We start from the raw sequence: 23,898 nt of genomic DNA, 5'->3' as shown, positions 1-23,898 counted from the left end.
ACTTCCAAAATAGTCGTTGCACTCTTGCGCTGACCCAGTAAGCTAAGTGTAATTATTATGAGAAAAATATAAAAATGTTTGAAATTCTGCGAAAGAAAAAGTCCGACCCTACGGTCTTATCTGACATGGTAAATAAACAAAGACGTTACGATAGCCTTGTCAGGGCACTTCATACCGACATTTTCCGTTATGCCTATTGGTTATGCGGTAATAAACATGTGGCTGAAGATATCACTCAAGAAACCTTTTTACGGGCATGGCGTGCGTTAGATTCTTTGAAAGATGATAAAGCCGCAAAAGCCTGGCTTATCACTATTTTACGTAGGGAAAATGCCAGACGCTTTGAACGTAAACAGTTTGATTACAGTGATGTAGAACAAGAGCTACTTGAAGATGTTATCTCTAGTAGCACTGAAGATGAAACCGAGCAATATTGGCTACGCAGGCAAATCGGCAAACTTGATTTAGAATATCGTGAACCTTTGTTATTACAGCTCATTGGTGGATTTAGCGGAGATGAAATCGCCGAGATGCTTGAATTAAATCGCAACACGGTAATGACACGATTATTTCGTGCCAGAAACCAATTAAAAGATGCATTAGACAGCCCAGAAGTAAGAGGTCAATCAAATGGATGATCTACAATTTCGTCGCCAAGCTTATGGCGATCCCAATACTCAGTCAGATGACTTTTTGCAGCATATCGCAAATAACTCAGCTGATGCGAAATTGGTTAAAGATTTACAAGCACTTGATGATCGACTAACACAAGCGCTTAATATTCCGGTACCTGATGACCTAGCGGACAAGTTAATACTGCGTCAACAGCTAAACCAACATCATCAAACCCAAAAACGTACTCGCTATTTAATGGCGATGGCGGCGTCTATTGCGTTTGTTGTTGGGGTTAGCTTCAGTATGCTACGTTTTACCCCAATTGATTTATCTGAAAATGCTTTAGCCCATGTTTACCATGAAACCAAAGCGCTACAGATGGAACAAAACATCGGTTTTAATGACGTAAACTTCAAGTTAGCCAGTCTATCAGGCCTACAACAGTCTAAATTTATTCAGCAGCCAGGAAGAGTCTTCTATACTGCCTACTGCGATTTTCAAGGGGTTAAATCTTTGCATTTGGTTATGCAAGATGAAAATGGTCACAAAGTAACCTTATTTATTGTGCCAGCAGAGAACAGATTAACCCTAGATGAGGCCTTTGCCGATGCAAAATACAAAGGACAAGGATTCAAATTTGCCGGAACCTATATGCTACTTGTCGGTGAACAGCAATCTGATCTAAATTACATTAAACGCGAAATTGAGCAAACGTTTATCTAAGATAATTACGACAAAATTAACATAGCACTCAGCCGTATTTTACAGTGTGGCTGAGTATTTTTTCCTATCCTCCCCCCGCGAAAGTGTGAACTACATCAATCTTCTGCTAGCATTGCTCCATAAAAATAACCATATGGAACAATCATGGAAATTCAAGCACCTATTTTAATCACTTTCATAGGCTATCTAGCCGTTATGATGGGGATCGGTTTTTGGGCATATAAGAAAACCGAATCTGTCGATGATTACATTCTCGGCGGTCGCAAGATGGGCCCAGCAGTTACCGCATTAAGTGTCGGCGCTTCCGATATGTCTGGTTGGCTGTTACTTGGCCTGCCAGGCGCTGTTTATTTAGGTGGGCTAGGTGAAGCCTGGATTGGCTTTGGTTTAGTATTTGGCGCATGGCTTAACTGGCTATTTGTCGCAAAACGCTTACGAATTTATACTGAACTTGCAGATAACTCCCTCACCCTACCCGACTTTTTCGAACATAGATTTAACGATAATCATGGTGTCCTTAAGTTGGTCTCAGCGGTGACCATTTTAATATTCTTCACCTTCTATGCATCATCTGGCATGGTGGGCGGCGCCATTCTATTTGAAAAAGTCTTTGGCCTTGATTACACCCTAGCCTTGGTCATTGGCTCGGTAATTATTGTGTCATACACCTTTGTTGGCGGTTTTTTTGCCGTCAGCTGGACAGACTTTTTCCAGGGCTGTTTAATGCTAATTGCGTTAATTATTGTACCTGTCGCCATATTTAATCACTCCGACACTCAGGCAAACATGGACAGTTTAGATCCTGCTATGCTGACATTTGTGGGTGATAAAACCACAGTTATTGGCCTAGTGTCATTACTGGCCTGGGGACTTGGCTATTTTGGTCAACCACATATCCTATCTCGCTTTATGGCGATTGGCAGTGCGAAAGATTTACGTTTATCAAGACGTATTGCCATGAGTTGGATGATTGTTGCATTAATTGGTGCACTGGCCACCGGCATTGCAGGTACATTATATTTCGCCCAATCACCTTTAGACAATCCTGAAACCGTGTTTATTCACTTAGCCCGTGCAGCGTTTAATCCGTGGGTGGGTGGTTTACTTATTGCGGCTATTCTATCGGCCATAATGAGCACGATTGATTCGCAACTATTGGTTTGTTCAAGTGTGATAACGGAAGATTTTTACCGTAAATGGCTACGCCCTCAAGCCAGCAGTAAAGAATTAATGTTAGTGGGTCGAATTGGCGTTATTAGTATCGCACTTATCGCAGGTATTATTGCCCTTGACCCACAAAGCAGCGTATTAGGCCTAGTCAGTTACGCATGGGCAGGTTTTGGTGCTGCATTTGGTCCTGTGGTGATTCTATCGCTTTTCTGGAAAGGATTTAGCCGTAACGGTGCAATTGCAACAATATTAGTCGGTGCGGTAACCGTTGTAGCTTGGGAGCAATTAAAAGGTGGGATTTTCGATTTATATGAAATTATTCCTGGCTTCTTTTTCGCGACTATCTTTGGGGTTGTATTTAGTAAATTATTCCCACCATCGACTGAAGTGCAAGGCCAGTTCAATGCATTTGAACAAAACCTACAAAGCCAGAAATAGTTATCGATTAAAATAACAGCTTAGGTACTGAAATAGATCAAACTGAACAAATAAACAACCTTTGTGTAAAAAAGCGTACAAGTGTACGCTTTCTTACATTTTAACTTCATCTAACACCCGCGTTTGAAAGCAACATGGCATTAACAACATAACCAGCCAAAATATAAACCAACCTACTGTTAAACAACAAATTAAAATAAGAAACCACCAACCACAACCTTAATACACAAAAAACAGCCTTTTGAATTAACTCAATATTAACAACAACTAACATGTGGTCGGACTTGTTAGCCTTTCCCCTGTTACCTAAGATGCCTGCACATTCAAAGCTGCACAATGAAATTGGCTTATCAAGTCATAATTTCAATCATAATAACAGCTCAAAATAGGTAATAAACAATGACTAAATTCAACAAGACATTACTAGCAGCTGCGGTAGCACTTGCAAGCGCTCAGGCAACTGCTGCTGGTTTTCAGCTTAATAGCCAATCTGCTGCAGGTATTGGCCGTGCGATGGCGGGTGATGCCATAATAGCTGACAACGCATCGGTTTTAGCACGTAACCCTGCCGCAATGGCTTTGTTTGATCAAAAAGAACTCTCTGTTGGTGTGTCATATGCCGATGTCAACGTAGAGGTTAGTGATGCACAAATGGACTTCATGGGGCGAACATTTGAATTAGGCCATATTGATAACGCCGCTGAAGCAAAAGTTATCCCTAATGCCTATTTTATCAACCCAGTTAATGACACCTTTGCTTATGGATTTGCTGCATTCAGTAACTATGGCACGGGTACCGATTTAACCCCATTAGCTAATAACCATGGCTCACTGGGCCCAAATACTATTCCAGCGCCAGCGGATTTACTCGGTAATACTGAAGTAACAACAGTAAACTTAAATGCCAGTGTGTCATATCGCATTAATGAATCACTTAGCCTAGGCCTAGGTTTAGACGTGATCCAAGCTTCTGGTACGTTAACCAGAAACAGTAATATCCTTGGCTCATTAGTTGATGTTGAAGCCGATGGTTGGGCTTTAGGCGGCATTGTTGGACTAGCTTATGAAATTAATCCAAATAACAGATTTGGTTTAAGCTATCGTTTCAGTCCAGAAATGAATGCCACTGGCGATGTACGTTACCTAGCTGAAAATTTTGATGAAATTAATATCCCTATTGCTGATATAGCCCAATTTGCTGGTTTTCATCAGTTAACTGAAAAGTTTGCTGTGCACTATACGGCGCAGTGGACTCAGTGGAGCAGCTTTGACCAGATCTCACTAAACGAAGGTGACAAAGGTACAGCGTCACATAGCTTAAAAGAATACCATTGGAAAGACTCTTGGTTTCTTAGCTTAGGGGCAACATATGACATTAATAACAACTGGACAGTAAGAACCGGTATTGCCAGTGATGATGGCGTAGTAGGTGAAGTCTCTTCATTATCTATTCCTGACTCAGATCGCATGTGGTATTCAGCAGGTTTCACATATAATCTGTCGCCAAAATCTTCACTCGATTTCGGTATCACTAAGGTTGTTGGCGAAAAGGTCCATGTTATTGAACAAAGCGGGCTGGGCTCGACTGTTAATGCCTTTACTGAATCAGGTGCGACCTACTATTCGGCTCAATACAACTATAAGTTCTAATACATATAGGTTTTAATATTAGGTATTGAATACTTAAACCGCTCTTTTTAGAGCGGTTTTTTTATGTCTGGCTTTCGATGTAACGAGTGTGTAACTTAAGTGAAGTCTAATGTATTAACTTTTACTAATAAACACCTTGCAAGCATCACCAAAGTCCATTAGAATTTTCTTATGGACTTTTATAAGGCTACTATTATGCATACATCAATACTTCGATTATCTACATCATTCAGTCAGAGCATATTGCTCATCGCAGGCCTCATGGCCCCCTGCATAGTCGTTGCACAAAGTCCTGATTTTGACACCATTGAGATCCAATTAAATCAGCAAACAAGTTACTTACAACTTGACGCTAAAGTTGAACCGGTGAAAGCTGCAACCGTGGCGGCACAAACGTCCGGACGAGTATTAGCGATTCATTATGATGTCAATGATTTAGTCCCTGAGGGCGCTGCATTACTGGAAATAACTAGCAAAGAGCAAGGCGCTGAACTCGCAGCGGCTGAAGCCGATCTGGCTAAAGCACAAGCCATGAATGTGGAAGCACAGGCTCAATTTCAACGTTACCGAACATTATTCCCTCAAGGTGCAGTATCCCAAGGTGCAATGGATGAAGCCACTGCCAATGCTAAAAGCGCTAATCAGGCTGTCAGCGCAACCCAAGCACGTTTAGTTCGCGCCAAAGAAAGCGTTAATTACACAGTTGTCAGTGCTCCATTCTCCGGACGATTAACCGCTAAAATGATAGAAGAAGGTGAAACCATCAGCTATGGCCAAGCGCTACTTTCTGGCTATGCTACCGATAAGCTTAGAGCCGTTTTTTATGTTCCACAACAGTATCGCCAGCAACTTAATTTACTGACTAAACTCAGTTTTTCAGATGATAATTATCAATATATGAGTGAACAGCTCAATCCATTTCAATTTAGTACTCAACAAGACCACAGCCTTAAGGTAAGGGCTATTATCAATAACCCCGACAACACTTTGCAGGCAGGGCAATGGTTAAAGGTCGCCTTACCTGTTGTGACTAAAGATGTGATTAGTATCCCTCAATCTGCATTTTACCAAGTCGGAGAAATGGCCACTGTGTACCGCAAGCAACAAAAGCACTATTTACAAACTCAAATTCGCTTAGGCAATGCCTATCAAAATGATCAAGGTGTGGCCATGGTAGAGGTGCTTGCCGGTGTTATGCCTGGGGACAATATAGTATTAAACGCGGCCAATTATGTGCTCCACCTTGGTCAAGCTACAGCCAACTAAACAGGAATAAACAGATGAAACCATCGAATACACCTGCTCTTGGCCTTTCGGGTAGCATTGCTAAAACCTTCCAAGCCAGTGCAATAACGCCTTTATTAGCAATATTAGGTTTATTGTTAGGACTTTTTGCTGTCATCGTGACCCCAAAGGAAGAAGACCCGCAAATTGATGTCACCTTTGCAGACGTTTTTATTCCCTACCCCGGCGCTAGCCCTAGTGAAGTTGAACACCAAGTCACTTTACCCGCTGAACAAATTATTTCCGAAATTAAAGGCGTTGATACGCTTTACTCTTTTTCTCAACCCGATGGCGCATTAATTATTACCATTTTTGAAGTGGGTATTCCCCGTGACGAAGCTGTGGTCAATATATACAACCAGCTATACTCAAACCGAGACAAATTTAATCATGCTGCGGGTATAGGCGAGCCACTGATTAAACCCCGTGGCATTGATGATGTCCCTATTGTTAGCCTGACCTTATATGCTAAGTCTGCCGATATGACCGCTGAGCAACTCACACAAGTTGCTAACGGATTAGAAACTGAGCTTAAACGCATCCCCGGAACCAAAGAAATTTACACCCAGGGCCGTCACGACATGGTGCTAAATGTCCGTCTTGATAGTGCCAAGATGAATAGTTTTGGGGTCACTATTGACCAAATATCCCAGCGGTTACAAGATAATAACCAAATATCTACGTTGCAGTCTTTGGTACAACAAAACCAAGAAATTAAAGTCCGTGCAGGGCAATTTATCAATACAATTGATGATGTCAAAAACTTACTGGTGAAAGTCAATGCCGCTCCCAATAATCAAGGTATCTCCTCTGCGGTATATCTATCCGATGTTGCTGAGATCACCTTAAAAAGTGATACGCCAAAACACAATGTTCGTCACGTTGATAGCACAGGTGATTACCCTGCTGTCACTATCGCCATTGGTAAACAAGCTGGCCAAAATGCGGTTGATATTGCTGATGCCGTGCTCAGCCGCATTGCAAAAGTGGATAACCTGCTGATCCCCGATAATGTTGGGGTAGCCATATCACGTGATTATGGCCAAACCGCTGGAGATAAATCTAACACGCTTATTTTTAAGCTAATGTTTGCTACCTCTGCAGTAGTATTATTAGTACTTTTTGCCATGGGGGCGCGTGAATCTGCCGTAGTTGGCATTGCGATTATTGTCACTTTAGCGCTGACCTTATTTGCCTCGTGGGCATGGGGATTTACCCTAAACCGGATATCACTGTTTGCGCTTATTTTCTCTATCGGAATTCTGGTCGATGATGCCATTGTAGTGGTAGAAAATATTCATCGGCACATGGCATTAAGCAATAAACCGTTACTTGAAATTATTCCCGAAGCGGTCGATGAGGTTGGCGGACCGACCATATTAGCCACATTCACCGTTATTGCGGCATTACTTCCAATGGCATTCGTGTCTGGTCTAATGGGGCCCTACATGAGCCCAATTCCCATAAATGCCAGTATGGGCATGCTATTATCACTGGCTATCGCCTTTATTCTAACGCCCTGGCTAGCCTACAAGTTACTGGCTCACCACCCAAAAGCTGAACACACGGATTTAGTCGGCGCTGATCAGGCAAATGACAAACTGGCTAAATTATTCAGTCGGTTAATGTCACCATTCCTAATTGGTGAACATGCCGCCAAAGCCCGAAAAGGCCTAGCCGTTGGTATTGTCGCACTAATTGCTATCGCACTTGCATTACCCGTCATGCAGGCTGTTGTGCTTAAAATGCTGCCATTTGATAATAAATCCGAGTTTCAGGTCATTGTCGACTTACCTGAAGGCACGCCTGTGGAACAAACCCAGCGCGTATTACAAGAGATGAGCTTATACCTCAGCACAGTAGAAGAAATTAACCACCAGCAGTGGTACGCAGGAACCCACGCACCAATGAACTTTAATGGGCTTGTGCGTCACTACTTTTTACGCAGCAGCCAGGAGCTAGGCGACATTCAGGTTAACTTGGTTGATAAGTCACACCGTAGCCGCGACAGTCACAGTATCGCGTTAGCTGTGCGGGAACCACTAAAGGAGATTGCCAATCGTTATAACGCCAACATAAAAGTGGTCGAAGTGCCTCCAGGACCGCCTGTATGGTCGCCAATTTTGGCCGAAGTTTATGCGCCAACAACAGCACTTCGCGAGCAAACGGCTAACGCCTTAGAGCAACGCTTTAACAATACTGAACATGTGGTTGATGTGGATATTTATTTACCAGCCCAACAACAGCAATGGCAAGTTAACATCGATCGCGCGAAAGCAAGCCTGCTTGGGCTATCGTACGCGCAAATCGTTAATACCATTGCCACCAGCATTGGCGGCAAAGATGTCAACTATTTACATTCCCAAACCAATAAATATCCCACACCTATCAGGTTGCAATTAGATGACGCTGAAAAAGTGGATTTGCAGCAAGTGCTTAATCTAAAACTAATAAATCCAGCTGGCGAGTCAATTAACTTATCCTCTGTCGCCAGCATTCATAAAGGCAGTATTAATGCCCCAATAGTGCACAAAAATATGGTGCCGATGATCATGGTAGTGGCGGATATGGCGGGACCAACAGATAGTCCACTTTATGGCATGTTCGATATTTCAGCTCAAATTGATGATGCCAATATTGATAAGCCCTACCCCATAGCACAGCATTTTGTTAATCAACCAGATGGATTATCGCAAGTAGCGATATTGTGGGACGGGGAGTGGAAGATCACATATGAGACTTTCCGCGATATGGGCATTGCTTATGCGGTTGGCATGATAGCCATTTACTTGTTAGTGGTTGGCCAATTTAAATCTTATTTAGTGCCATTGGTTATTATGGCACCTATACCATTGACCATTATTGGTGTTATGCCAGGACATGCTTTATTAGGAGCACAGTTTACCGCAACATCAATGATAGGAATGATCGCCTTAGCGGGCATTATTGTGCGAAATTCGATATTACTGGTGGATTTTATCAATCAGCAATTAGCTCAAGGTATCGCATTAGACAAAGCTGTCATTAGTGCTGGGGCTGTTCGAGCAAAACCAATTATGTTAACCGCTTTAGCGGCAATGATTGGCGCCTTATTTATCTTAGATGACCCAATATTTAACGGTCTTGCTATTAGCCTTATATTTGGCATCTTTATCTCAACTATTTTAACCCTGGTTGTGATCCCTGTGTTGTACTTTGCAGTGATGCGCAACCGATTAACCGTAAAATAAAGGAGCAATACCATGACCAATAAAACCATTAACAAAGTGAACAGAATGTCTGTCGAACGCTCAATCATGGCCTTTGCTGGCTTTATGGTACTGCTATCAGTAGTACTGACCACTATTGTTAGCCATCATTTTATCTGGCTGACCGTATTTGTAGGTGCTAATCTATTTCAAAGCGCATTTACCGGTTTTTGCCCAGCTGCAATGGTAATGAAAAAGCTAGGCTTGAAAACTGAAGCAATGATTGCCACCGAAAAATAAGAGATTGCCACCAAAAAAATAATACTTGCTGGCAATCATTTGTACTCAATATAAGGAATATTAAGTTTAATGAAAGCCATTAAAAAGTCACATACACCACTCACACTATTAACAATACTGGCAGTAAGCTTAGCTGTATTTGTGCCAACAAGTTTTGCTAAAGATGTTTCGCCAACACAAGCGTGGCAGATGATTGATCAGCAAGCGTTAGTGATTGATGTTCGCACTGCTGAAGAATTTAATGAAGGACATATTGAAGGAGCTGTTAATATTCCTTTTGAACAAATTGTTGCAGGCGTGGCAAAACTAGGGCTTAAAAATGATGACAGCATTGTTTTATATTGCCGAAGTGGGCGCCGAAGTGGCATTGCAGATGATGCATTAACCCAAGCAGGATTTAGCAATACTGCTAACGCGGGTGGTGTTGATGCATTGATACAGTCAAAACCCTGAATTTATTTGGTATTGCGTTAGTAATATTAACGGTTAGCGACAGAATACGAGTTCAGGTTACACATCTTACAAGATGCCTTTATGTGAATAATAAAGGCATCTTTTATTCAATAGCCCCCTGCTACTTAACCTCAAAAACACTATCCACAGGTCAACTAAACCAGTTGTTTTTTCATCACAATACAGTCTAAATCAAAGCCTCTAGGGGAGTGATAAACACTGATTTCATTACCTATAAAACCACATTTTCGATAAAATGCAGCAGCATTTAACGTCGACTCTAATGCAATAAAAGTCAATCCTGATTTTTTTGCTATGCGCTCAAGATGAGCCAACATTAACTTGCCGATACCTAAATTCATGTATTCAGGATGGACGAACAGCGCATCAATAAATCCGCTACTAACATCAAGCATCCCAGAGGCAATAATGAACTGTTGTTCAGATAGATTTGACTGCCCGTCAACCACATAGACATAACCATCATATGATAGCTTATCAGCATATGCCTCTGGCATCTGACCTCCAGTCCATTTAGTCATTGCATCAATACCATAACAATCAACGCATTGGGATAATATAGCAAGATTTCGGACTATAAAAGCTTGTGATGCATCAGCTTTATGGGCTCGCCTTAATATTCCATTCATATATAAGCTATTCCTTTTATTTATATACAACTAAAGACGCCATATCGACTTTCCATTAAGCATAATTGAACACCATACCGCCGCTAACTTTATGTTTCGGTTATTAGTAATTGCTTATACAGCAGGTATATTCACATTATATACCAACCACCAAAAGTGAATAAAAAGTCACTGAAAAGGCTTAAAAAAAAACACAAATACAGGCCACTTAATGATTATACAAAACAGCGCACGGTAACATTTTGTTTACATATGTAATCATCCTGTTACATTTCAATGGTTGAACGAAGTTAACCCTTGAGTAACGACCCGGGAGTTCAACCATAAAAATAATATAAATAATAAAAACATCACATGGAAGATAAAAAATGCAAAAGAAACGACCTTTAGTTTTACTCAGCCTCTCAGGTATCGCACTTGCTGTATCTACTAGCTTGTATGCCGCACCTCAATCCCTAAACTTAACATCACAAAATGGGATTTCAGCAACTAGCTTAGATAATACCTCCCCATTACCTAAACGTTATATTGTTAAGTTTAGAAATGACACATCTATGCAATCAAATCTACAACAAGCTGATTATCAACCGCGTTCACACGAAATATTTTCTCATTTTAGAGCGCTAAACGGTGTTCAAGCTAAAGAAATGAAACGCATTGCTCGTGGTAATAGCTATACAGTGAAATTAGATCCAAAGTCAGTACAATCTCTTCGCCTTCACGCAGACGTTGAATATGTCGAAGAAGATATGCAGCGTCGTTTTTTAGCTGAAACAACACCTTGGGGGCAAACCTATGTAGGTGCGACTGTATTAAGCGATAGCCAAACGGGCAACCGTACCATCTGTATTATCGACTCAGGATACGACCGAAGCCACAATGATTTAAGTGGCAACAACGTCACGGGCACCAATAACTCAGGTACAGGTAACTGGTATCAACCGGGCAGTAACAATGCCCATGGTACTCATGTGGCGGGCACAATAGCAGCTATTGCTAATAATGAAGGTGTTGTTGGGGTAATGCCTAATCAAAATGCCAAAATTCATGTGGTCAAAGTATTTAATGAAGCAGGATGGGGTTATTCTTCATCACTTGTGGGGGCAGTAGATACCTGTGTGGCTAATGGCTCAAATGTAGTAACAATGAGCTTAGGCGGTAGTGGTTCAACCACAACTGAGCGCAATGCATTAAATGCACACTACAATAATGGCGTATTGCTAATAGCAGCATCGGGCAACGCTGGCGACAGCACGTACAGCTACCCAGCTTCATATGACGGTGTTATGTCTGTCGCTGCTGTTGACAGCAATCGTAATCACGCTGCCTTCTCTCAATTTACCGACCAAGTAGAAATATCTGGTCCAGGTGAAGCAATTTTATCTACTGTTACCGTAGGTGAAGGCCGTTTGGCTGACATTACTATCGGCGGCCAATCATATTTCAATAATGGCGTAGTACCACACAATCGTTTAACACCTTCAGGCACTAGCTATGCCCCTAGCCCTGTAAATGGCCAAGTAACCGCTACCTTAGCTGAATGTACTGTAAGCGGAACTAGCTTTAGTTGTGGCAATATGAGCAACAAAATTTGTTTAGTTGAGCGTGTTGGCAATCAAGGTACAAGCTATCCTGAAATAAATGCAGCCAAAGCATGTAAAACGGCCGGTGCTGTTGGCGCAATTGTTTACAGTAATAGTGCATTACCAGGCTTACAAAACCCATTCCTAGTTGACGCCAATAGTGACATCACTATTCCTACAGTATCAGTAGATAGAGCAACTGGTTTAGCACTTCGCGCGAAACTTGGTGCTAGCACGACTGTTGCTAACCAGGGGAACAAGGACTACGCGTTCTACAATGGTACATCCATGGCAACACCGCACGTTTCTGGTGTAGCTACATTGGTGTGGAGCTATCATCCACAATGTACAGCAACACAAGTTCGTGCGGCATTAAATGCAACTGCTGATGATTTAAGTGTTGCAGGACGCGATAATCAAACTGGCTATGGTATGGTTAACGCTACAGCGGCTAAAGCTTATTTAGATGCATCATGTGATGGCCCAACTGACCCAGGCACAGGTGGTGGAGATTTAGTGCTTGTTAATGGAGTAGCAAAATCTAATCTTACTGGTGCAAAAGATGAGGAGCTTTATTTCTCATTAGACGTGCCCGCTGGTGCGCAAAACTTAAGCTTTACCATGAGCGGTGGCACAGGTGATGCTGATTTATATGTTCAATACGGTGCTTCTCCATCTACCACCAGCTATGACTGTCGTCCTTGGAAAAGTGGTAATAGCGAGTCTTGCCCAATAACCACAGTTCAATCGGGTACCTATTATGTGATGGTTAAAGGCTACAGCGCATTTAGTGGCGTAAACCTAGTCGCTAATTATACTGCAGGCACTACAGGTGGCGGAACGACAGGTGGTCCAGCAAGTTATACCAATACCAATAACTTTAACATTCCTGATAACAATACTACCGGTATTACAAGTTCAATTAATGTGGCACGTACTGGTGATTCTGGGACCGTTTCTGTTAGCGTGGGGATCATCCATACTTATATTGGTGATTTAAAAGTTGAACTGGTTAGCCCTACAGGCCAGATAGTAACTTTACATAGCAACACTGGCAGTGGAACCGACAATATCAACAAAACCTACACAGCAAACTTTACCGGTGTTGAATCGAGTGGGACTTGGAAATTAAAAGCGGTGGACAATGCAAGAAGTGACACTGGCTATATCGATACTTGGACACTGAGTTTTCAATAATAAATCAATCTAGAAAAATGATCATGTTTTAAAATGATTAACATTATAAAGCCCCGTTAAGCTATTTAATTATTAGCTTCACGGGGCTTTCTATTTATACCTCAAATTTACACTACAAGCGGTTGAGGAATAGGTGAAATTGCCTCAAAAATGCTCGCAAAACTGGTTGGTGTACTCACATCTATCGCCAAGTGTAATTTTTTAGCAATATCATTTGCCGATAAAACACCGCGGATAGTATGATCTTTGCGGTCTATGACTAAACAATGTTGTTGACCAGCAACTTTTAGGGTTTCAATAATATCGCCAATTTTAGCGTTAGCTATATCAGCATACGCAATCGCTTTTAACTTAGATTTAGGGATCATAAAGTCAGTAATGAGTAAATTTTCGCGTAAATCTCCTTTGACCAGCTTTTTAACGATTTCTTGGCTATTCAATGAGTCATAACTCACTAAACCAATAAAATGTTCTTTTTTATCAATAACTAATTTTAATCTAACATGTGCTTTTTTCATCAAGCTTTCAACTTCTACAGCAGAAGCGTGTGCATCGATAACCAAAGGTTTTACGTTTTTAAAATCGGTAAAGACATCTAAAGCGGGTGAATGAAGACTATATTCTTGATGGTTTGTAGGCCAAGCAAGTTCATCGACTGCTTCGACTTCATGTAGGGTTAATTTTTTCACAACGACATCCTTAGCAATATAAATCTAAACCATTGATTTAAATGCACTATAAAGAGTTACAACTGTTATTAACTGAATTTTATTATCTGCCCAAGATAAACATTTCACAATATACCAAAGGATTAAATTTAGTTCATATTACGATAATTAAGGTTCAGTTCAGTTTTATTGCGTAAGGATTGTGCTAGGTGGGTAAGCTTTGAGATGATGAGAAGAGAGATCACTGACCATAGATAAGCCAGTGATAATTAATATTATTGAAGTATTTCAGGCTCAACAAGTACGCTTATGTCGGCATTAGATAACCATACTTGGCTTTCATTAATATTCACTTGAACCGCCATATTACGACCCACAAATGCAGCTAATTGCTCTACCGCTGCTTCTGGGAAATTAACTATTTTTAGGTTTTTATAACGGCTTAAAGAACTTTGGTTTTGTTGCCACCAAATCGGTACACTACGACCACCATAAGTATACAAAATGACATTTTTTGCTCGCCCGCATGCTTTGCGTAACCACTTTTCATCGGCCTGACCAAACTCAACCCATAAATCAACCACACCTGATAAATCTACATCCCATAATTCAGCCTCATCATCAACACAAAGTCCCTTACTAAATTGTAAAGATTCACTGGCATTGAGAGCAAAAGCTAATAAACGCACCATCATACGGGTATCGGTTTCTGATGGATGCTGTGCAATCGTTAATGGATGCTCACCATAGTAATGTCTATCCATATCAGCTATTTGTAAGTTGACTTTGTAGACGGTAGATTTAGGTGCCATGTTGACCTCAAAAATAAAAAACCGAGCTAATTTACTCGGTTATAAAAGATGAACGCAATCATAAATGAAATGCGCTTAAATAGCCCCTGGTCTTAAATGTTTTGCCATAGGAAAGTGTGCTTTAAGTTGATTAACTTTTTCAGCTGAAGCCACAAGCAACATTCTATCACCAAGTTCAAACTGCTTTGAGATCGTACTTAATGCGGGTAGCGACTCCCTTGATGCATCGCGCCTTAATAGCTCATTTGTATGCTCATCTAAATCATTTTCAATAAATACTACATCCAGTTTTTGCAATAGTGGCATCACAGCGATGGGCAATAAACCTGCTGGAGTGGTTTCATCCAATAATAAAATTTCACCACGGCTTTCATAACTACTAAATGCTTGCTGGTAGTGAGTATCTGTCGCAGTATCAAAACGATCTTGATTAAGATTAAAAAATCGCTCCCAAAATAAACGTCTATCTTTGCCATTGGTAAGTTTTTGCTGCACGTCCTCCCGCTTACTGGCAACATAATCAAATAAGGGCGCTAATGAGTTAGGTAACAAGGTTTCTAAACGTGAGCGAATTGTACGGGCAAATACTGGCGCGGCACCAGCTGTGCTTATCGCTACAACAAGTCGGCCTCTATCCACGATTGAAGGCGTGATGAAGCGGCAGAATTTAGGATTATCAACCACATTAACCCAAATACCTTTTTCACTCGCAATAACCGCTAATTCAGTATTGAGTTTTTCATTTGCTGTTGCAAAATAAATGAGGTCATAACAGGACATGTCTTCAATAGAAACCTCTCGGCGTGATAGTTTTATCCTACCTTTGTTAGCATAAGCTTCAACATCAGCAGCCACTTGAGGTGCTACAACATGAATAGTGGCATCAGTACGGGCGAGCAAATCAAGTTTTCGACTCGCTACCTCACCGGCACCAACGATTAACACAAAGAGTTCTTTTGTATCTACAAATAACGGGAAATATTGCACTTAATCTTGCACCACTGGAAATTGATGTTGAACCCAGGTTTTAAAGCCACCGACTAATGATCCTATCTGGGTATACCCCATTTGCTGAATATTATAAGCAGCTAATGACGAGCGATGCCCACCACCGCAATAAAGCAATAACGGAGTTGATTTATCAGGAAAACGCGTTTCAATGTCACGCTCAATTATCCCCTTACCTAAGTGTTTCGCGTTAGGTAAGTGACCTTGTAGCCATTCATGATCTTCCCTAACATCGATTAATACCCATTTATCATCAGCTTGAAATTGTTCAATACTAATATGAGTCACTTTGTCTTTAATTGAATCGACTAGCTGTGCAAATGCAGAAGTGGGTTGCATAATTCTCCCTGTATTAAATCCTGAGTAAAAAGAATTTATCTGAATAATTGTTTACTAAAATTATCGATAAACTTAGTTATGTGTCTCACTTTTGGGAGAACTACATTGCCAGCAAAGCTCAAAACTACCTTCATTGGTTTCATGGCATTGTACACATTGCCATTGCGGCTGCTCAACATCTAAGTTGGCCAAAATGCTTTGCGCTTCGCTTAAATGATCTGTATCTATCCATAATTCAACACTCTGAAGATCAACAGGTAGCTCCCCAACCCCTCCCATTAACGCCTCACCACGTAAATCAACTTCAATCCCACTGGTTTCCAACAAACCTTTCCAAGTGTGGGCTTGAAGTAAATTACCCCCTGTTAACAAGACTTTGCGTTGTTCCATTATTATTATCCTAGGGTATTATTTTAAGTGAAATACAGCTTAAGCCTCTATCACTTTAGCAAAATTTTATTCATCCTACTGCTAAACTTATTTACTGTCGAGTTGAGAACCGTGCCATGGTTGAAAATTAGACAAAAACAGCTATTACCGTTATAAATTATCTGCATCACAGTTAAGTCTTCTCAAAGCTACTAGGGTGAACAATGAGTAAAAATGACATTTACAGGGGCCACTTTCAGATCACCGCTTGGGATGAAAGCACCTACATCACCTTTGCTGAAGGTGGTAAGCAAACCCATGCAAAGATAACCCAGCAATATGATGGCGAGATAACAGGCGATGCTAACGTAAATTACCTAATGACATATCTGAACGATGATCATGCCTTTTTTGTTGGCTATGAGGTGATTAATATTTTTATTAGCCAATTAAAAGGTACCATTACGTTACAACACACAGGCGAATATCAAAATCATATTGCCTCAAGTAACTTTACCATTGTGGTTGATGCTGGAACGGGTGATTTTAAAAACGTGACGGGTCAAGGTTTTTTTAAAACGACAGACAATGGTCAAACAAATTATGAGTTATCATTATCAATACCTGCGAAATAGCAGTTAACAAACTGAAGCTAACATACTGAAGATAATGTCTAATACAGCTGAGTAAATTTCGCCATTGAATGCAAAAACTAGCAAACAGCATTTGCACATAAAGTCTCGCCCAAATAGGTTTTAATTAGCTATTGTTAATCAGTCCCCCTATCACGCCACACATTGAGGTTATTGAATGTCGAACTTGCCAACTGATGAAAACAAAAACATAGCATCATCACCTGTTGCGCTCGATATTCGTCAAGATGAACTCATTGTAAAGTTACTTGGGCGCCTCCCCTCGTCATTAGCCCAAACTTACACTGATGAGCAACTACAGGGCATTAAAAGTGCACTCGGCCCCAATACATGGGGCGGCCACTTTATTGATAACAGAGGCACATTTAAGTTCCCGTTTATAAAATGGCGATTTTATTATGTGTTTCTGTTAGGTAAAAACAAACGTGCTTATACTCGCACAGAAAAGAAAATGTCAGTGGCCATGCTGATGTTAAGTATCATAGCGGTAATATTGGCGGGTATTTTGTTGGGGTTATTGTCACTGTATATCTTAAAGTCAGCATTAGGTATCGACCTATTCCCTGACCTTTCACTTGGGATATGGGATCAAGTAAAAGATTGGTTTGAGTAACTCAGTTAATGTTAAGTGACATTATTAGCTTTATAAAAAAAGCCACTTTAGCAAACTAAAGTGGCTTTTTATTCAAAAGTTGGCTGATTAAGGCATCATTGGAGGCTGATCAGCACCTTCTTTTTCGATTTCAACTGGCATCATATGCTCACGGTTAATACCCAATTTAATGGCTAAATAACTTGCTACATAAATCGATGAGTATGTACCCACAAAAATACCACACAATAACGCTGTGGCGAATCCGTGGATCATAGTGCCACCTTTTAAGAATAGTGCGATAACCACAATTAATGTCGTACCTGTTGTAATCACGGTACGGCTCATTGTTTGCGTAATTGATTGGTTAACGATCTCTTCAGGCGTGCCTTTACGCATTTTGAGGAAGTTCTCGCGAATACGGTCATATACAACAATCGTATCGTTAAGTGAGTAACCGACAACGGTTAATAGCCCCGCCAAAACAGTTAAGTCAAACTCAAGCTGTAATATAGAAAACACACCTAGGGTAACAATAACGTCGTGGGCAAGCGCGGCTACAGAGCCCGCAGCCAGGCGCCATTCAAAACGGAACGACACATAAATCAAAATACAGATTAATGCGACAATAACCGCTAAACCACCTTGTTCAGCCAGCTGTTTACCTACTTGAGGCCCAACAAATTCAACGCGCTTTTGAATAGCGTTGTCATCCATTGAGTTAACCACTTTCATAATGCCAGTGGCTTGAACGTCACTTTTAATGTTTTCACGCACAGGCAAACGGAACAACACATCAGTACTTGAACCAAAGTTCTGTACTAATGCTCCTTCTGTTTCAACAGACGTTAGCTTGCTTCGTAATACATTTAAATCAACTGGGCTAGAAAACTCAACTTCAACAACCGTACCACCGGTAAAATCTAGACCCCAGTTAATGCCCTTTGTTCCTAAAGAAACAAATGAGGCAATCACTAGAAGCATCGACATAACACTTATCGGCGCCGCATGGCGAAGAAAGTTGACGGTATTATTCACTGAAAATAACTGAAACATGTTCAACTCCTTCCTTAAATTGACAGCGTTTTAAGACGTTTACCGCCCCAAAGCGCATTAACGATTGAACGCGTACCGACAATTGCGGTAAACATTGAAGTCGCAATACCTATCATTAAGGTCACCGCAAAGCCTTTTACTGCACCAGTACCTACAGCAAACAAAATTAACGCTGTCATAAAGGTAGTAATGTTGGCATCAGCAATGGTTGAAAATGCATTGGCATAACCTTCATGAATCGCCTGTTGAACACTGCGTCCAGCCAGTAACTCTTCACGAATACGCTCATAAATAAGTACGTTACCATCAACGGCCATACCAACCGTCAATACCATACCGGCAATACCAGGAAGTGTTAACACCGCACCAGGTATCATCGACATCACGCCTACAACCATCACTAGGTTAGCAAGCAATGCTAAGTTAGCAATAAAGCCAAATGCGCGGTAATAAACCAGCATAAATACCAATACGATGGCCAAACCAAAAATCATAGCTTGCATACCGTTTTGAATATTTTCAGCACCTAAGCTAGGACCAATAGTACGTTCTTCAACAATTGTCACTGGTGCAATCAATGCACCCGCACGTAACAGTAAAGCCAGGCTTTGTGCTTCTTTATGCTCAAGGCCAGTAATGACAAAATTTCGTCCTAAACGTGCTTGAATAGTGGCGACAGAAATGACTTCTTCAATCTTAGTCATTTTCACTGTGCCATCAGGATTACGTAAACCGCTATCCTTATATTCAATAAACAAGGTTGCCATTGGTTTGCCAATGTTGTCCTTGGTCACGTTTGAGAAAATATTGCCACCTTTAGCGTCTAAGTTAATTGCCACTTGAGGACGGCTATATTCATCAAAAGTAGGTTGTGCACCCGTGATATGATCGCCGGTTAACATGACTTCTTTACGCAGTACAGCAATACCACCGTCACGACGAGGATAAACCTCTGAAGCAGCAGACACTCGACCACTTGCAGCAGCTGCAGCATCGGCTTTGTCATCAACCATACGGAATTCAATTGAAGCGGTTGCGCCTAAAATTTCTTTAGCACGAGCTGTATCTTGAACACCCGGTAATTCAACGATAATGCGCTCAGCACCTTGACGTTGAACGACTGGCTCAGCTACCCCTAACTCGTTAACACGGTTACGAATAGTCGTAATGTTCTGTTGTAACGCTTCTTCTTTAACTTGCTTGATATAAGCATCGCTCATATCGGCAACTAGAAAGAAATTACCATCACGACTGCCATCAGAATAAACCATGTCGTTACTTTTGGTTTTCAGAAAACGTTCGGCAACACCCACAGTTTCTGCATCACGAAATTTAATTTCGATGCCTTTAGGGGTTTTACGGATCCCCGCGTAACGAATTTTCTCTTCGCGCAGTTGGCTACGGAAATCAGCTATTTTAGCTTCTTCCATTTTGCGTAGCGCCTCGCCCATATCCACTTCCATTAAGAAGTGAACACCACCACGAAGGTCAAGACCTAACTTCATTGGCGAACCACCAAGGGCTTCAAGCCATTCTGGTGTTGCCGGCGCTAGGTTTAATGCCACGGTATAATTATTGCCTAATGCCTCTGCTATCGCTTCTTTAGCAAGTAATTGCTGCTCAGGATCACTAACACGTACTAACAATTGGCCATTTTCGAGCTCAGAGCGTTTAATCGCTATGCCTTTACTCTCAAGTACGGCTGTGATGTTTGATTGCGTGGTTACAGTGACTTCAGCACTACGAGTCGCGACAACTTGAACAGCATGGTCTTCACCAAAAAGGTTCGGCATTGCATAAAAACACCCGACGGCGATAACAATCATCACCATCAAGTTTTTCCACATAGGGTATTTATTTAACACTCTGACGCCCTCTTGGCTTATAGCGAGGCAATAGAACCTTTAGGTAATACTGCTGCAATATAGTCCTTTTTAATGGTGATTTGATTGTTATCATTAATCGCTAATAACACATAATCGTTTTCATCACTGATTTTAGTCACTTTGCCTAAAATACCGCCGCTAGTGAGGACTTCATCACCTTTTGAAATCGATGACATTAGGTTTTTATGCTCTTTAACACGCTTTGACTGTGGACGGAAAATCATGAAGTAAAAGATTAAGCCGAACATGACTAGCATGAACACTAATTCCATGGTGCCGCCACTTTGAGGTCCGCCTGCTGCGCTTGCATATGCATTTGAAATAAACATAGTTCTCTCTCTTCTTATAAATAAACAATTAAATGAACAAAAAAGTCTAAATAAACAGTAAATTAGCCTTTAAACTCAGGCACTTCACGCCCCAAACCGGTATAGAAGTCTTTTACAAAGGCGTCTAATGTACCTGTCTGAATCGCGCCGCGCAAACCTTCCATTAAAATTTGATAATAACGTAGATTATGAATAGTGTTTAAACGCGCACCTAGGATCTCATTACAACGATCTAGGTGATATAAATAGGCGCGTGAATAGTTTTTACAGGTATAACAATCACACTTAGCATCGAGTGTTGACGTGTCATCGCGATGACGTGCATTACGAATTTTAATCACACCTTCGCTGGTAAATAAGTGACCGTTGCGGGCATTTCGCGTTGGCATAACACAGTCAAACATGTCAACGCCACGACGCACACCTTCAACTAAATCTTCTGGCTTACCTACGCCCATTAAATAGCGAGGCTTGTCAGCGGGTAACTGTGGGCAAACATGTTCAAGAATCCGATGCATGTCAGCTTTAGGTTCACCTACCGCTAATCCACCAACCGCATAACCGTCAAAACCGATATTCGTTAAACCTTCAATCGATTCATCACGTAAATCCTCAAATACACCACCTTGGATAATGCCAAATAATGAATTTGGATTTTCTAAGCGGTCAAATTCGTCACGTGAGCGCTTTGCCCAACGTAATGACATTTGCATCGATTTACGTGCCTCATCATGTGTTGCTGGATAAGGTGTACATTCATCAAAAATCATTACCACATCACTGCCTAACGAATCTTGAATTTGCATCGACTTTTCAGGGTCTAAGAAAATCTTTTCACCATTAATAGGTGAACGGAAATGTACGCCTTCTTCAGTGATCTTACGTATATCACCTAAGCTAAATACTTGAAACCCACCCGAATCGGTTAAAATTGGGCGCTGCCAATTCATAAAGTCATGTAAGTCACCGTGCTTACGCATGATTTCTTCACCAGGACGTAACCATAAGTGGAAGGTATTTCCTAACAGAATATCTGCACCCGTCTCGCGGACTTCTTCTGGGGTCATACCTTTCACAGTACCGTATGTGCCTACAGGCATAAATGCTGGCGTCTCTACCGTTCCGCGTTCAAAAACTAGGCGGCCACGACGCGCACGTCCATCAGTGGTATCTAACTCAAATTTCATAAATCACCTTGTCAGATAAACAGTCTGACTTGTTGTTGTTTCAATAGTAATGAGGGCAAATGTTCATACTTCAAGTAATGAACAGTCAAACCAGTAAAAATTCAATAAAAAAGCCCACATATGAGTGGGCGCTTATTTTAAATCAATTTTGCCGCTTACGGGGCTTTTTTCGTCACAAACATCGCATCGCCATAGCTAAAAAAGCGATATTTCTGCTCAATCGCATGATGATACGCCTTCATTACCTCTTCATAACCGGCAAAAGCACTCATCAACATGATTAATGTCGACTCAGGCAGGTGAAAGTTAGTCACCATGGCATCAACTACTTTGAATTGAAAACCAGGATAGATAAAAATATCCGTATCACCGCAAAATGCCGTTAATGGATCATCACCACAGGCTTTTGCTGCGCTTTCTAATGAACGTACAGAAGTTGTACCGACTGCGACAACACGCTTTCCGGCTGCTTTAGTTTGCGCAATTAATTCTATAACCTCTTGTGGTACATCAGCCCACTCAGAATGCATTTTGTGCTCAAGCACGTTATCCACTCTCACTGGCTGAAAAGTACCAGCACCCACATGAAGGGTAACAAAGGCAATATTAACGCCCTTGTCTTTTAATGCTGCAAGCATTGCATCATCAAAGTGTAACCCCGCCGTTGGTGCAGCAACCGCACCAGGCTTTTGGTTATACACTGTTTGATAGCGCTCTTTATCAGCATCTTCGTCGGGACGGTCGATATAAGGAGGCAGCGGCATATGGCCGATTTGTTCAAGGACGTCTAAAACAGTCTTATCAGATAACAGCTCAAGTTCGAATAAAGCATCATGACGAGCAATCATTTTCATTTGATAGCCAGCATCTAAGTCAATTAAGCTGTCAACTTTAGGTGATTTTGAACTACGAACATGCGCCAGAATACGTTTATCATCTAGCATACGCTCAACAAGGATTTCTAGCTTTCCGCCAGTTGTTTTTTGACCGAATAAACGTGCAGGTATTACGCGGGTATTGTTAAATACCATCAGATCACCAGGATTTATCATTTGCAGTAAATCGGTGAATTTTTTATCCGCTAAGGCGCCATTATGGCCATCAAGCGTCAGTAATCGCGATGCATTGCGCTGCGCCGTTGGATAACGGGCAATCAATTCATCAGGCAGCTCAAACGAAAAGTCAGTGACGCGCATAATTGGATCTCAACTAGTCAAAAATCGGCCGCCAGTCTATGGCGACCATAGATAAAGATCAAGTTAAGACGATCAATTTATGACAATATTATTATTGTAACCTTAGTATTATCGGTGACTATTATAAGTTATTCACTGATGTCATTACTTAACGGGTCTCCTGGCATATCTGCCAGCTGAAGGCCGGGTTAATTACTTAATTGAAGATTCTGAAGAAGAAGCGATTTCACAGGCCTGATCTTTAGCCGAAGCTAATTCTGATTCATCTGTGTTGTCGGAACTGTCTGTATTTGGATGTTTAAAATCATCCATGCTGAAACGATAGGAATGATAGCGCAAATCAACCTGCACTTTATGGCGTACCAACATAGGTTCGCGCCCCAATATTTTATTAAGCCAGCTTTTCATCTTCCATGATCCTAAAACAAACAAAACGAATAATATAAATCGTATTTCTAAATAATCTTTATAGCATGGTTACTTCAGCATTATTTATTCAGCAGAGACAGAGTCTGTGGTACATTAACTCACTGTATTATTAATGCAGAAATA

Annotated in this window: 23 protein-coding genes; 11 read left to right on the top strand and 12 right to left on the bottom strand. The window is 41.2% G+C overall.

Features of this window, described 5'->3' with window-relative positions; genetic code table 11:
* Nucleotides 1–74: 74 nt before the first annotated feature.
* From ACRWQL_RS15910 to ACRWQL_RS15875, 8 genes are all read left to right on the top strand, one after another.
* Nucleotides 75–638, top strand: coding sequence for a sigma-70 family RNA polymerase sigma factor (locus ACRWQL_RS15910; RefSeq protein ID WP_226414235.1), 564 nt, complete (start codon nucleotides 75–77; stop codon nucleotides 636–638).
* Entirely contained in the window at nucleotides 631–1,338 is a 708-nt protein-coding gene (locus ACRWQL_RS15905; RefSeq protein WP_226414233.1) for a DUF3379 domain-containing protein, read from the top strand. Before ACRWQL_RS15910 ends, ACRWQL_RS15905 begins: the two co-directional genes overlap by 8 nt.
* Nucleotides 1,339–1,482: 144 nt before the next feature.
* Entirely contained in the window at nucleotides 1,483–2,946 is a 1,464-nt protein-coding gene (gene putP / locus ACRWQL_RS15900) for a sodium/proline symporter PutP (protein WP_226414231.1), read from the top strand.
* Between the two features lie 399 nt (nucleotides 2,947–3,345).
* Nucleotides 3,346–4,596: an outer membrane protein transport protein gene (locus ACRWQL_RS15895; protein WP_434950987.1), complete on the top strand. Its 1,251-nt coding sequence runs from the start codon at nucleotides 3,346–3,348 to the stop codon at nucleotides 4,594–4,596.
* A gap of 195 nt (nucleotides 4,597–4,791) precedes the next feature.
* Nucleotides 4,792–5,862 carry an efflux RND transporter periplasmic adaptor subunit gene (locus tag ACRWQL_RS15890; protein WP_434950985.1) on the top strand — a complete coding sequence of 357 codons (1,071 nt, stop codon included), beginning with the start codon at nucleotides 4,792–4,794 and terminating at the stop codon, nucleotides 5,860–5,862.
* Nucleotides 5,863–5,876: 14 nt separating this feature from the next.
* On the top strand, nucleotides 5,877–9,110 hold the full coding sequence (locus ACRWQL_RS15885) for an efflux RND transporter permease subunit (RefSeq protein WP_434950983.1): 3,234 nt from the start codon (nucleotides 5,877–5,879) through the stop codon (nucleotides 9,108–9,110).
* Between the two features lie 45 nt (nucleotides 9,111–9,155).
* Nucleotides 9,156–9,368 (top strand): YgaP family membrane protein, encoded by a 213-nt coding sequence (locus ACRWQL_RS15880; protein WP_434953404.1) that lies wholly within the window; start codon nucleotides 9,156–9,158, stop codon nucleotides 9,366–9,368.
* Between the two features lie 69 nt (nucleotides 9,369–9,437).
* Nucleotides 9,438–9,821: a rhodanese-like domain-containing protein gene (locus tag ACRWQL_RS15875; protein ID WP_434950981.1), complete on the top strand. Its 384-nt coding sequence runs from the start codon at nucleotides 9,438–9,440 to the stop codon at nucleotides 9,819–9,821.
* Between the two features lie 155 nt (nucleotides 9,822–9,976).
* Here ACRWQL_RS15875 and ACRWQL_RS15870 read toward each other — a convergent pair whose 3' ends face one another.
* Nucleotides 9,977–10,471 carry a GNAT family N-acetyltransferase gene (locus ACRWQL_RS15870; RefSeq protein WP_434950979.1) on the bottom strand — a complete coding sequence of 165 codons (495 nt, stop codon included), beginning with the start codon at nucleotides 10,469–10,471 and terminating at the stop codon, nucleotides 9,977–9,979.
* 368 nt (nucleotides 10,472–10,839) lie between these two features.
* On the opposite strand from ACRWQL_RS15870, the gene ACRWQL_RS15865 reads away from it, so the two are divergent.
* On the top strand, nucleotides 10,840–13,251 hold the full coding sequence (locus ACRWQL_RS15865; RefSeq protein ID WP_434950977.1) for a S8 family serine peptidase: 2,412 nt from the start codon (nucleotides 10,840–10,842) through the stop codon (nucleotides 13,249–13,251).
* A gap of 107 nt (nucleotides 13,252–13,358) precedes the next feature.
* Here the strand turns inward: ACRWQL_RS15865 and ACRWQL_RS15860 are convergent, their stop codons facing one another.
* The 5 genes from ACRWQL_RS15860 to ACRWQL_RS15840 form a co-directional block, all read right to left on the bottom strand.
* On the bottom strand, nucleotides 13,359–13,940 hold the full coding sequence (locus tag ACRWQL_RS15860) for a CBS domain-containing protein (protein ID WP_434950975.1): 582 nt from the start codon (nucleotides 13,938–13,940) through the stop codon (nucleotides 13,359–13,361).
* Nucleotides 13,941–14,194: 254 nt separating this feature from the next.
* Nucleotides 14,195–14,731 (bottom strand): YaeQ family protein, encoded by a 537-nt coding sequence (locus tag ACRWQL_RS15855; RefSeq protein ID WP_434950973.1) that lies wholly within the window; start codon nucleotides 14,729–14,731, stop codon nucleotides 14,195–14,197.
* Nucleotides 14,732–14,806: 75 nt separating this feature from the next.
* Nucleotides 14,807–15,718: a precorrin-2 dehydrogenase/sirohydrochlorin ferrochelatase family protein gene (locus ACRWQL_RS15850; RefSeq protein WP_434931454.1), complete on the bottom strand. Its 912-nt coding sequence runs from the start codon at nucleotides 15,716–15,718 to the stop codon at nucleotides 14,807–14,809.
* On the bottom strand, nucleotides 15,719–16,078 hold the full coding sequence (locus tag ACRWQL_RS15845; protein WP_434926751.1) for a rhodanese-like domain-containing protein: 360 nt from the start codon (nucleotides 16,076–16,078) through the stop codon (nucleotides 15,719–15,721).
* A 72-nt stretch (nucleotides 16,079–16,150) separates the two neighbouring features.
* The gene (locus tag ACRWQL_RS15840; protein WP_434931453.1) at nucleotides 16,151–16,468 is read right to left on the bottom strand and encodes a DUF2007 domain-containing protein; all 318 of its coding nucleotides are present in this window, start codon (nucleotides 16,466–16,468) and stop codon (nucleotides 16,151–16,153) included.
* Nucleotides 16,469–16,671: 203 nt separating this feature from the next.
* Here ACRWQL_RS15840 and ACRWQL_RS15835 point away from each other — a divergent pair, with 203 nt between their 5' ends.
* Together ACRWQL_RS15835 and ACRWQL_RS15830 are read left to right on the top strand one after the other, a co-directional pair.
* Entirely contained in the window at nucleotides 16,672–17,082 is a 411-nt protein-coding gene (locus ACRWQL_RS15835) for a DUF3224 domain-containing protein (RefSeq protein ID WP_434950971.1), read from the top strand.
* A 175-nt stretch (nucleotides 17,083–17,257) separates the two neighbouring features.
* Nucleotides 17,258–17,713 (top strand): hypothetical protein, encoded by a 456-nt coding sequence (locus ACRWQL_RS15830; RefSeq protein ID WP_434931452.1) that lies wholly within the window; start codon nucleotides 17,258–17,260, stop codon nucleotides 17,711–17,713.
* A gap of 87 nt (nucleotides 17,714–17,800) precedes the next feature.
* On the opposite strand, the gene secF is transcribed toward ACRWQL_RS15830, so the two are convergent.
* The 6 genes from secF to ACRWQL_RS15800 all read right to left on the bottom strand — a co-directional run bounded on the left by secF (nucleotide 17,801) and on the right by ACRWQL_RS15800 (nucleotide 23,754).
* Nucleotides 17,801–18,748, bottom strand: coding sequence for a protein translocase subunit SecF (gene secF, locus ACRWQL_RS15825; protein ID WP_434926755.1), 948 nt, complete (start codon nucleotides 18,746–18,748; stop codon nucleotides 17,801–17,803).
* A 14-nt stretch (nucleotides 18,749–18,762) separates the two neighbouring features.
* A complete protein-coding gene (secD, locus tag ACRWQL_RS15820) occupies nucleotides 18,763–20,613 on the bottom strand; it encodes a protein translocase subunit SecD (protein ID WP_434926756.1) in 1,851 nt (616 codons plus the stop codon).
* 17 nt (nucleotides 20,614–20,630) lie between these two features.
* The gene (gene yajC / locus ACRWQL_RS15815) at nucleotides 20,631–20,963 is read right to left on the bottom strand and encodes a preprotein translocase subunit YajC (protein WP_226414194.1); all 333 of its coding nucleotides are present in this window, start codon (nucleotides 20,961–20,963) and stop codon (nucleotides 20,631–20,633) included.
* 62 nt (nucleotides 20,964–21,025) lie between these two features.
* Nucleotides 21,026–22,150, bottom strand: a complete 1,125-nt coding sequence (tgt, locus tag ACRWQL_RS15810) for a tRNA guanosine(34) transglycosylase Tgt (RefSeq protein ID WP_434926757.1) — start codon at nucleotides 22,148–22,150, stop codon at nucleotides 21,026–21,028.
* 155 nt (nucleotides 22,151–22,305) lie between these two features.
* Nucleotides 22,306–23,346: a tRNA preQ1(34) S-adenosylmethionine ribosyltransferase-isomerase QueA gene (gene queA / locus ACRWQL_RS15805; protein ID WP_434931450.1), complete on the bottom strand. Its 1,041-nt coding sequence runs from the start codon at nucleotides 23,344–23,346 to the stop codon at nucleotides 22,306–22,308.
* 192 nt (nucleotides 23,347–23,538) lie between these two features.
* Nucleotides 23,539–23,754: a hypothetical protein gene (locus ACRWQL_RS15800; RefSeq protein WP_434950969.1), complete on the bottom strand. Its 216-nt coding sequence runs from the start codon at nucleotides 23,752–23,754 to the stop codon at nucleotides 23,539–23,541.
* Nucleotides 23,755–23,898: the final 144 nt, after the last annotated feature.

Source organism: Shewanella sp. HL-SH4, from assembly GCF_051164845.1.
GTDB classification, from domain to species: Bacteria; Pseudomonadota; Gammaproteobacteria; order Enterobacterales; family Shewanellaceae; genus Shewanella; species Shewanella glacialimarina.
This window is presented reverse-complemented; position numbering and strand designations above follow the sequence as displayed.

What these genes read in the sequence shown, in the direction of transcription:
- ACRWQL_RS15910 (WP_226414235.1), top strand. Translation starts at nt 75, where the DNA reads ATGTTTGAAATTCTGCGAAAGAAAAAGTCCGACCCTACGGTCTTATCT.
- ACRWQL_RS15905 (WP_226414233.1), top strand. Translation starts at nt 631, where the DNA reads ATGGATGATCTACAATTTCGTCGCCAAGCTTATGGCGATCCCAATACT.
- putP (WP_226414231.1), top strand. Translation starts at nt 1,483, where the DNA reads ATGGAAATTCAAGCACCTATTTTAATCACTTTCATAGGCTATCTAGCC.
- ACRWQL_RS15895 (WP_434950987.1), top strand. Translation starts at nt 3,346, where the DNA reads ATGACTAAATTCAACAAGACATTACTAGCAGCTGCGGTAGCACTTGCA.
- ACRWQL_RS15890 (WP_434950985.1), top strand. Translation starts at nt 4,792, where the DNA reads ATGCATACATCAATACTTCGATTATCTACATCATTCAGTCAGAGCATA.
- ACRWQL_RS15885 (WP_434950983.1), top strand. Translation starts at nt 5,877, where the DNA reads ATGAAACCATCGAATACACCTGCTCTTGGCCTTTCGGGTAGCATTGCT.
- ACRWQL_RS15880 (WP_434953404.1), top strand. Translation starts at nt 9,156, where the DNA reads ATGTCTGTCGAACGCTCAATCATGGCCTTTGCTGGCTTTATGGTACTG.
- ACRWQL_RS15875 (WP_434950981.1), top strand. Translation starts at nt 9,438, where the DNA reads ATGAAAGCCATTAAAAAGTCACATACACCACTCACACTATTAACAATA.
- ACRWQL_RS15870 (WP_434950979.1), bottom strand. Translation starts at nt 10,471, where the DNA reads ATGAATGGAATATTAAGGCGAGCCCATAAAGCTGATGCATCACAAGCT.
- ACRWQL_RS15865 (WP_434950977.1), top strand. Translation starts at nt 10,840, where the DNA reads ATGCAAAAGAAACGACCTTTAGTTTTACTCAGCCTCTCAGGTATCGCA.
- ACRWQL_RS15855 (WP_434950973.1), bottom strand. Translation starts at nt 14,731, where the DNA reads ATGGCACCTAAATCTACCGTCTACAAAGTCAACTTACAAATAGCTGAT.
- ACRWQL_RS15845 (WP_434926751.1), bottom strand. Translation starts at nt 16,078, where the DNA reads ATGCAACCCACTTCTGCATTTGCACAGCTAGTCGATTCAATTAAAGAC.
- ACRWQL_RS15840 (WP_434931453.1), bottom strand. Translation starts at nt 16,468, where the DNA reads ATGGAACAACGCAAAGTCTTGTTAACAGGGGGTAATTTACTTCAAGCC.
- ACRWQL_RS15835 (WP_434950971.1), top strand. Translation starts at nt 16,672, where the DNA reads ATGAGTAAAAATGACATTTACAGGGGCCACTTTCAGATCACCGCTTGG.
- ACRWQL_RS15830 (WP_434931452.1), top strand. Translation starts at nt 17,258, where the DNA reads ATGTCGAACTTGCCAACTGATGAAAACAAAAACATAGCATCATCACCT.
- secF (WP_434926755.1), bottom strand. Translation starts at nt 18,748, where the DNA reads ATGTTTCAGTTATTTTCAGTGAATAATACCGTCAACTTTCTTCGCCAT.
- yajC (WP_226414194.1), bottom strand. Translation starts at nt 20,963, where the DNA reads ATGTTTATTTCAAATGCATATGCAAGCGCAGCAGGCGGACCTCAAAGT.
- tgt (WP_434926757.1), bottom strand. Translation starts at nt 22,150, where the DNA reads ATGAAATTTGAGTTAGATACCACTGATGGACGTGCGCGTCGTGGCCGC.
- queA (WP_434931450.1), bottom strand. Translation starts at nt 23,346, where the DNA reads ATGCGCGTCACTGACTTTTCGTTTGAGCTGCCTGATGAATTGATTGCC.
- ACRWQL_RS15800 (WP_434950969.1), bottom strand. Translation starts at nt 23,754, where the DNA reads ATGAAAAGCTGGCTTAATAAAATATTGGGGCGCGAACCTATGTTGGTA.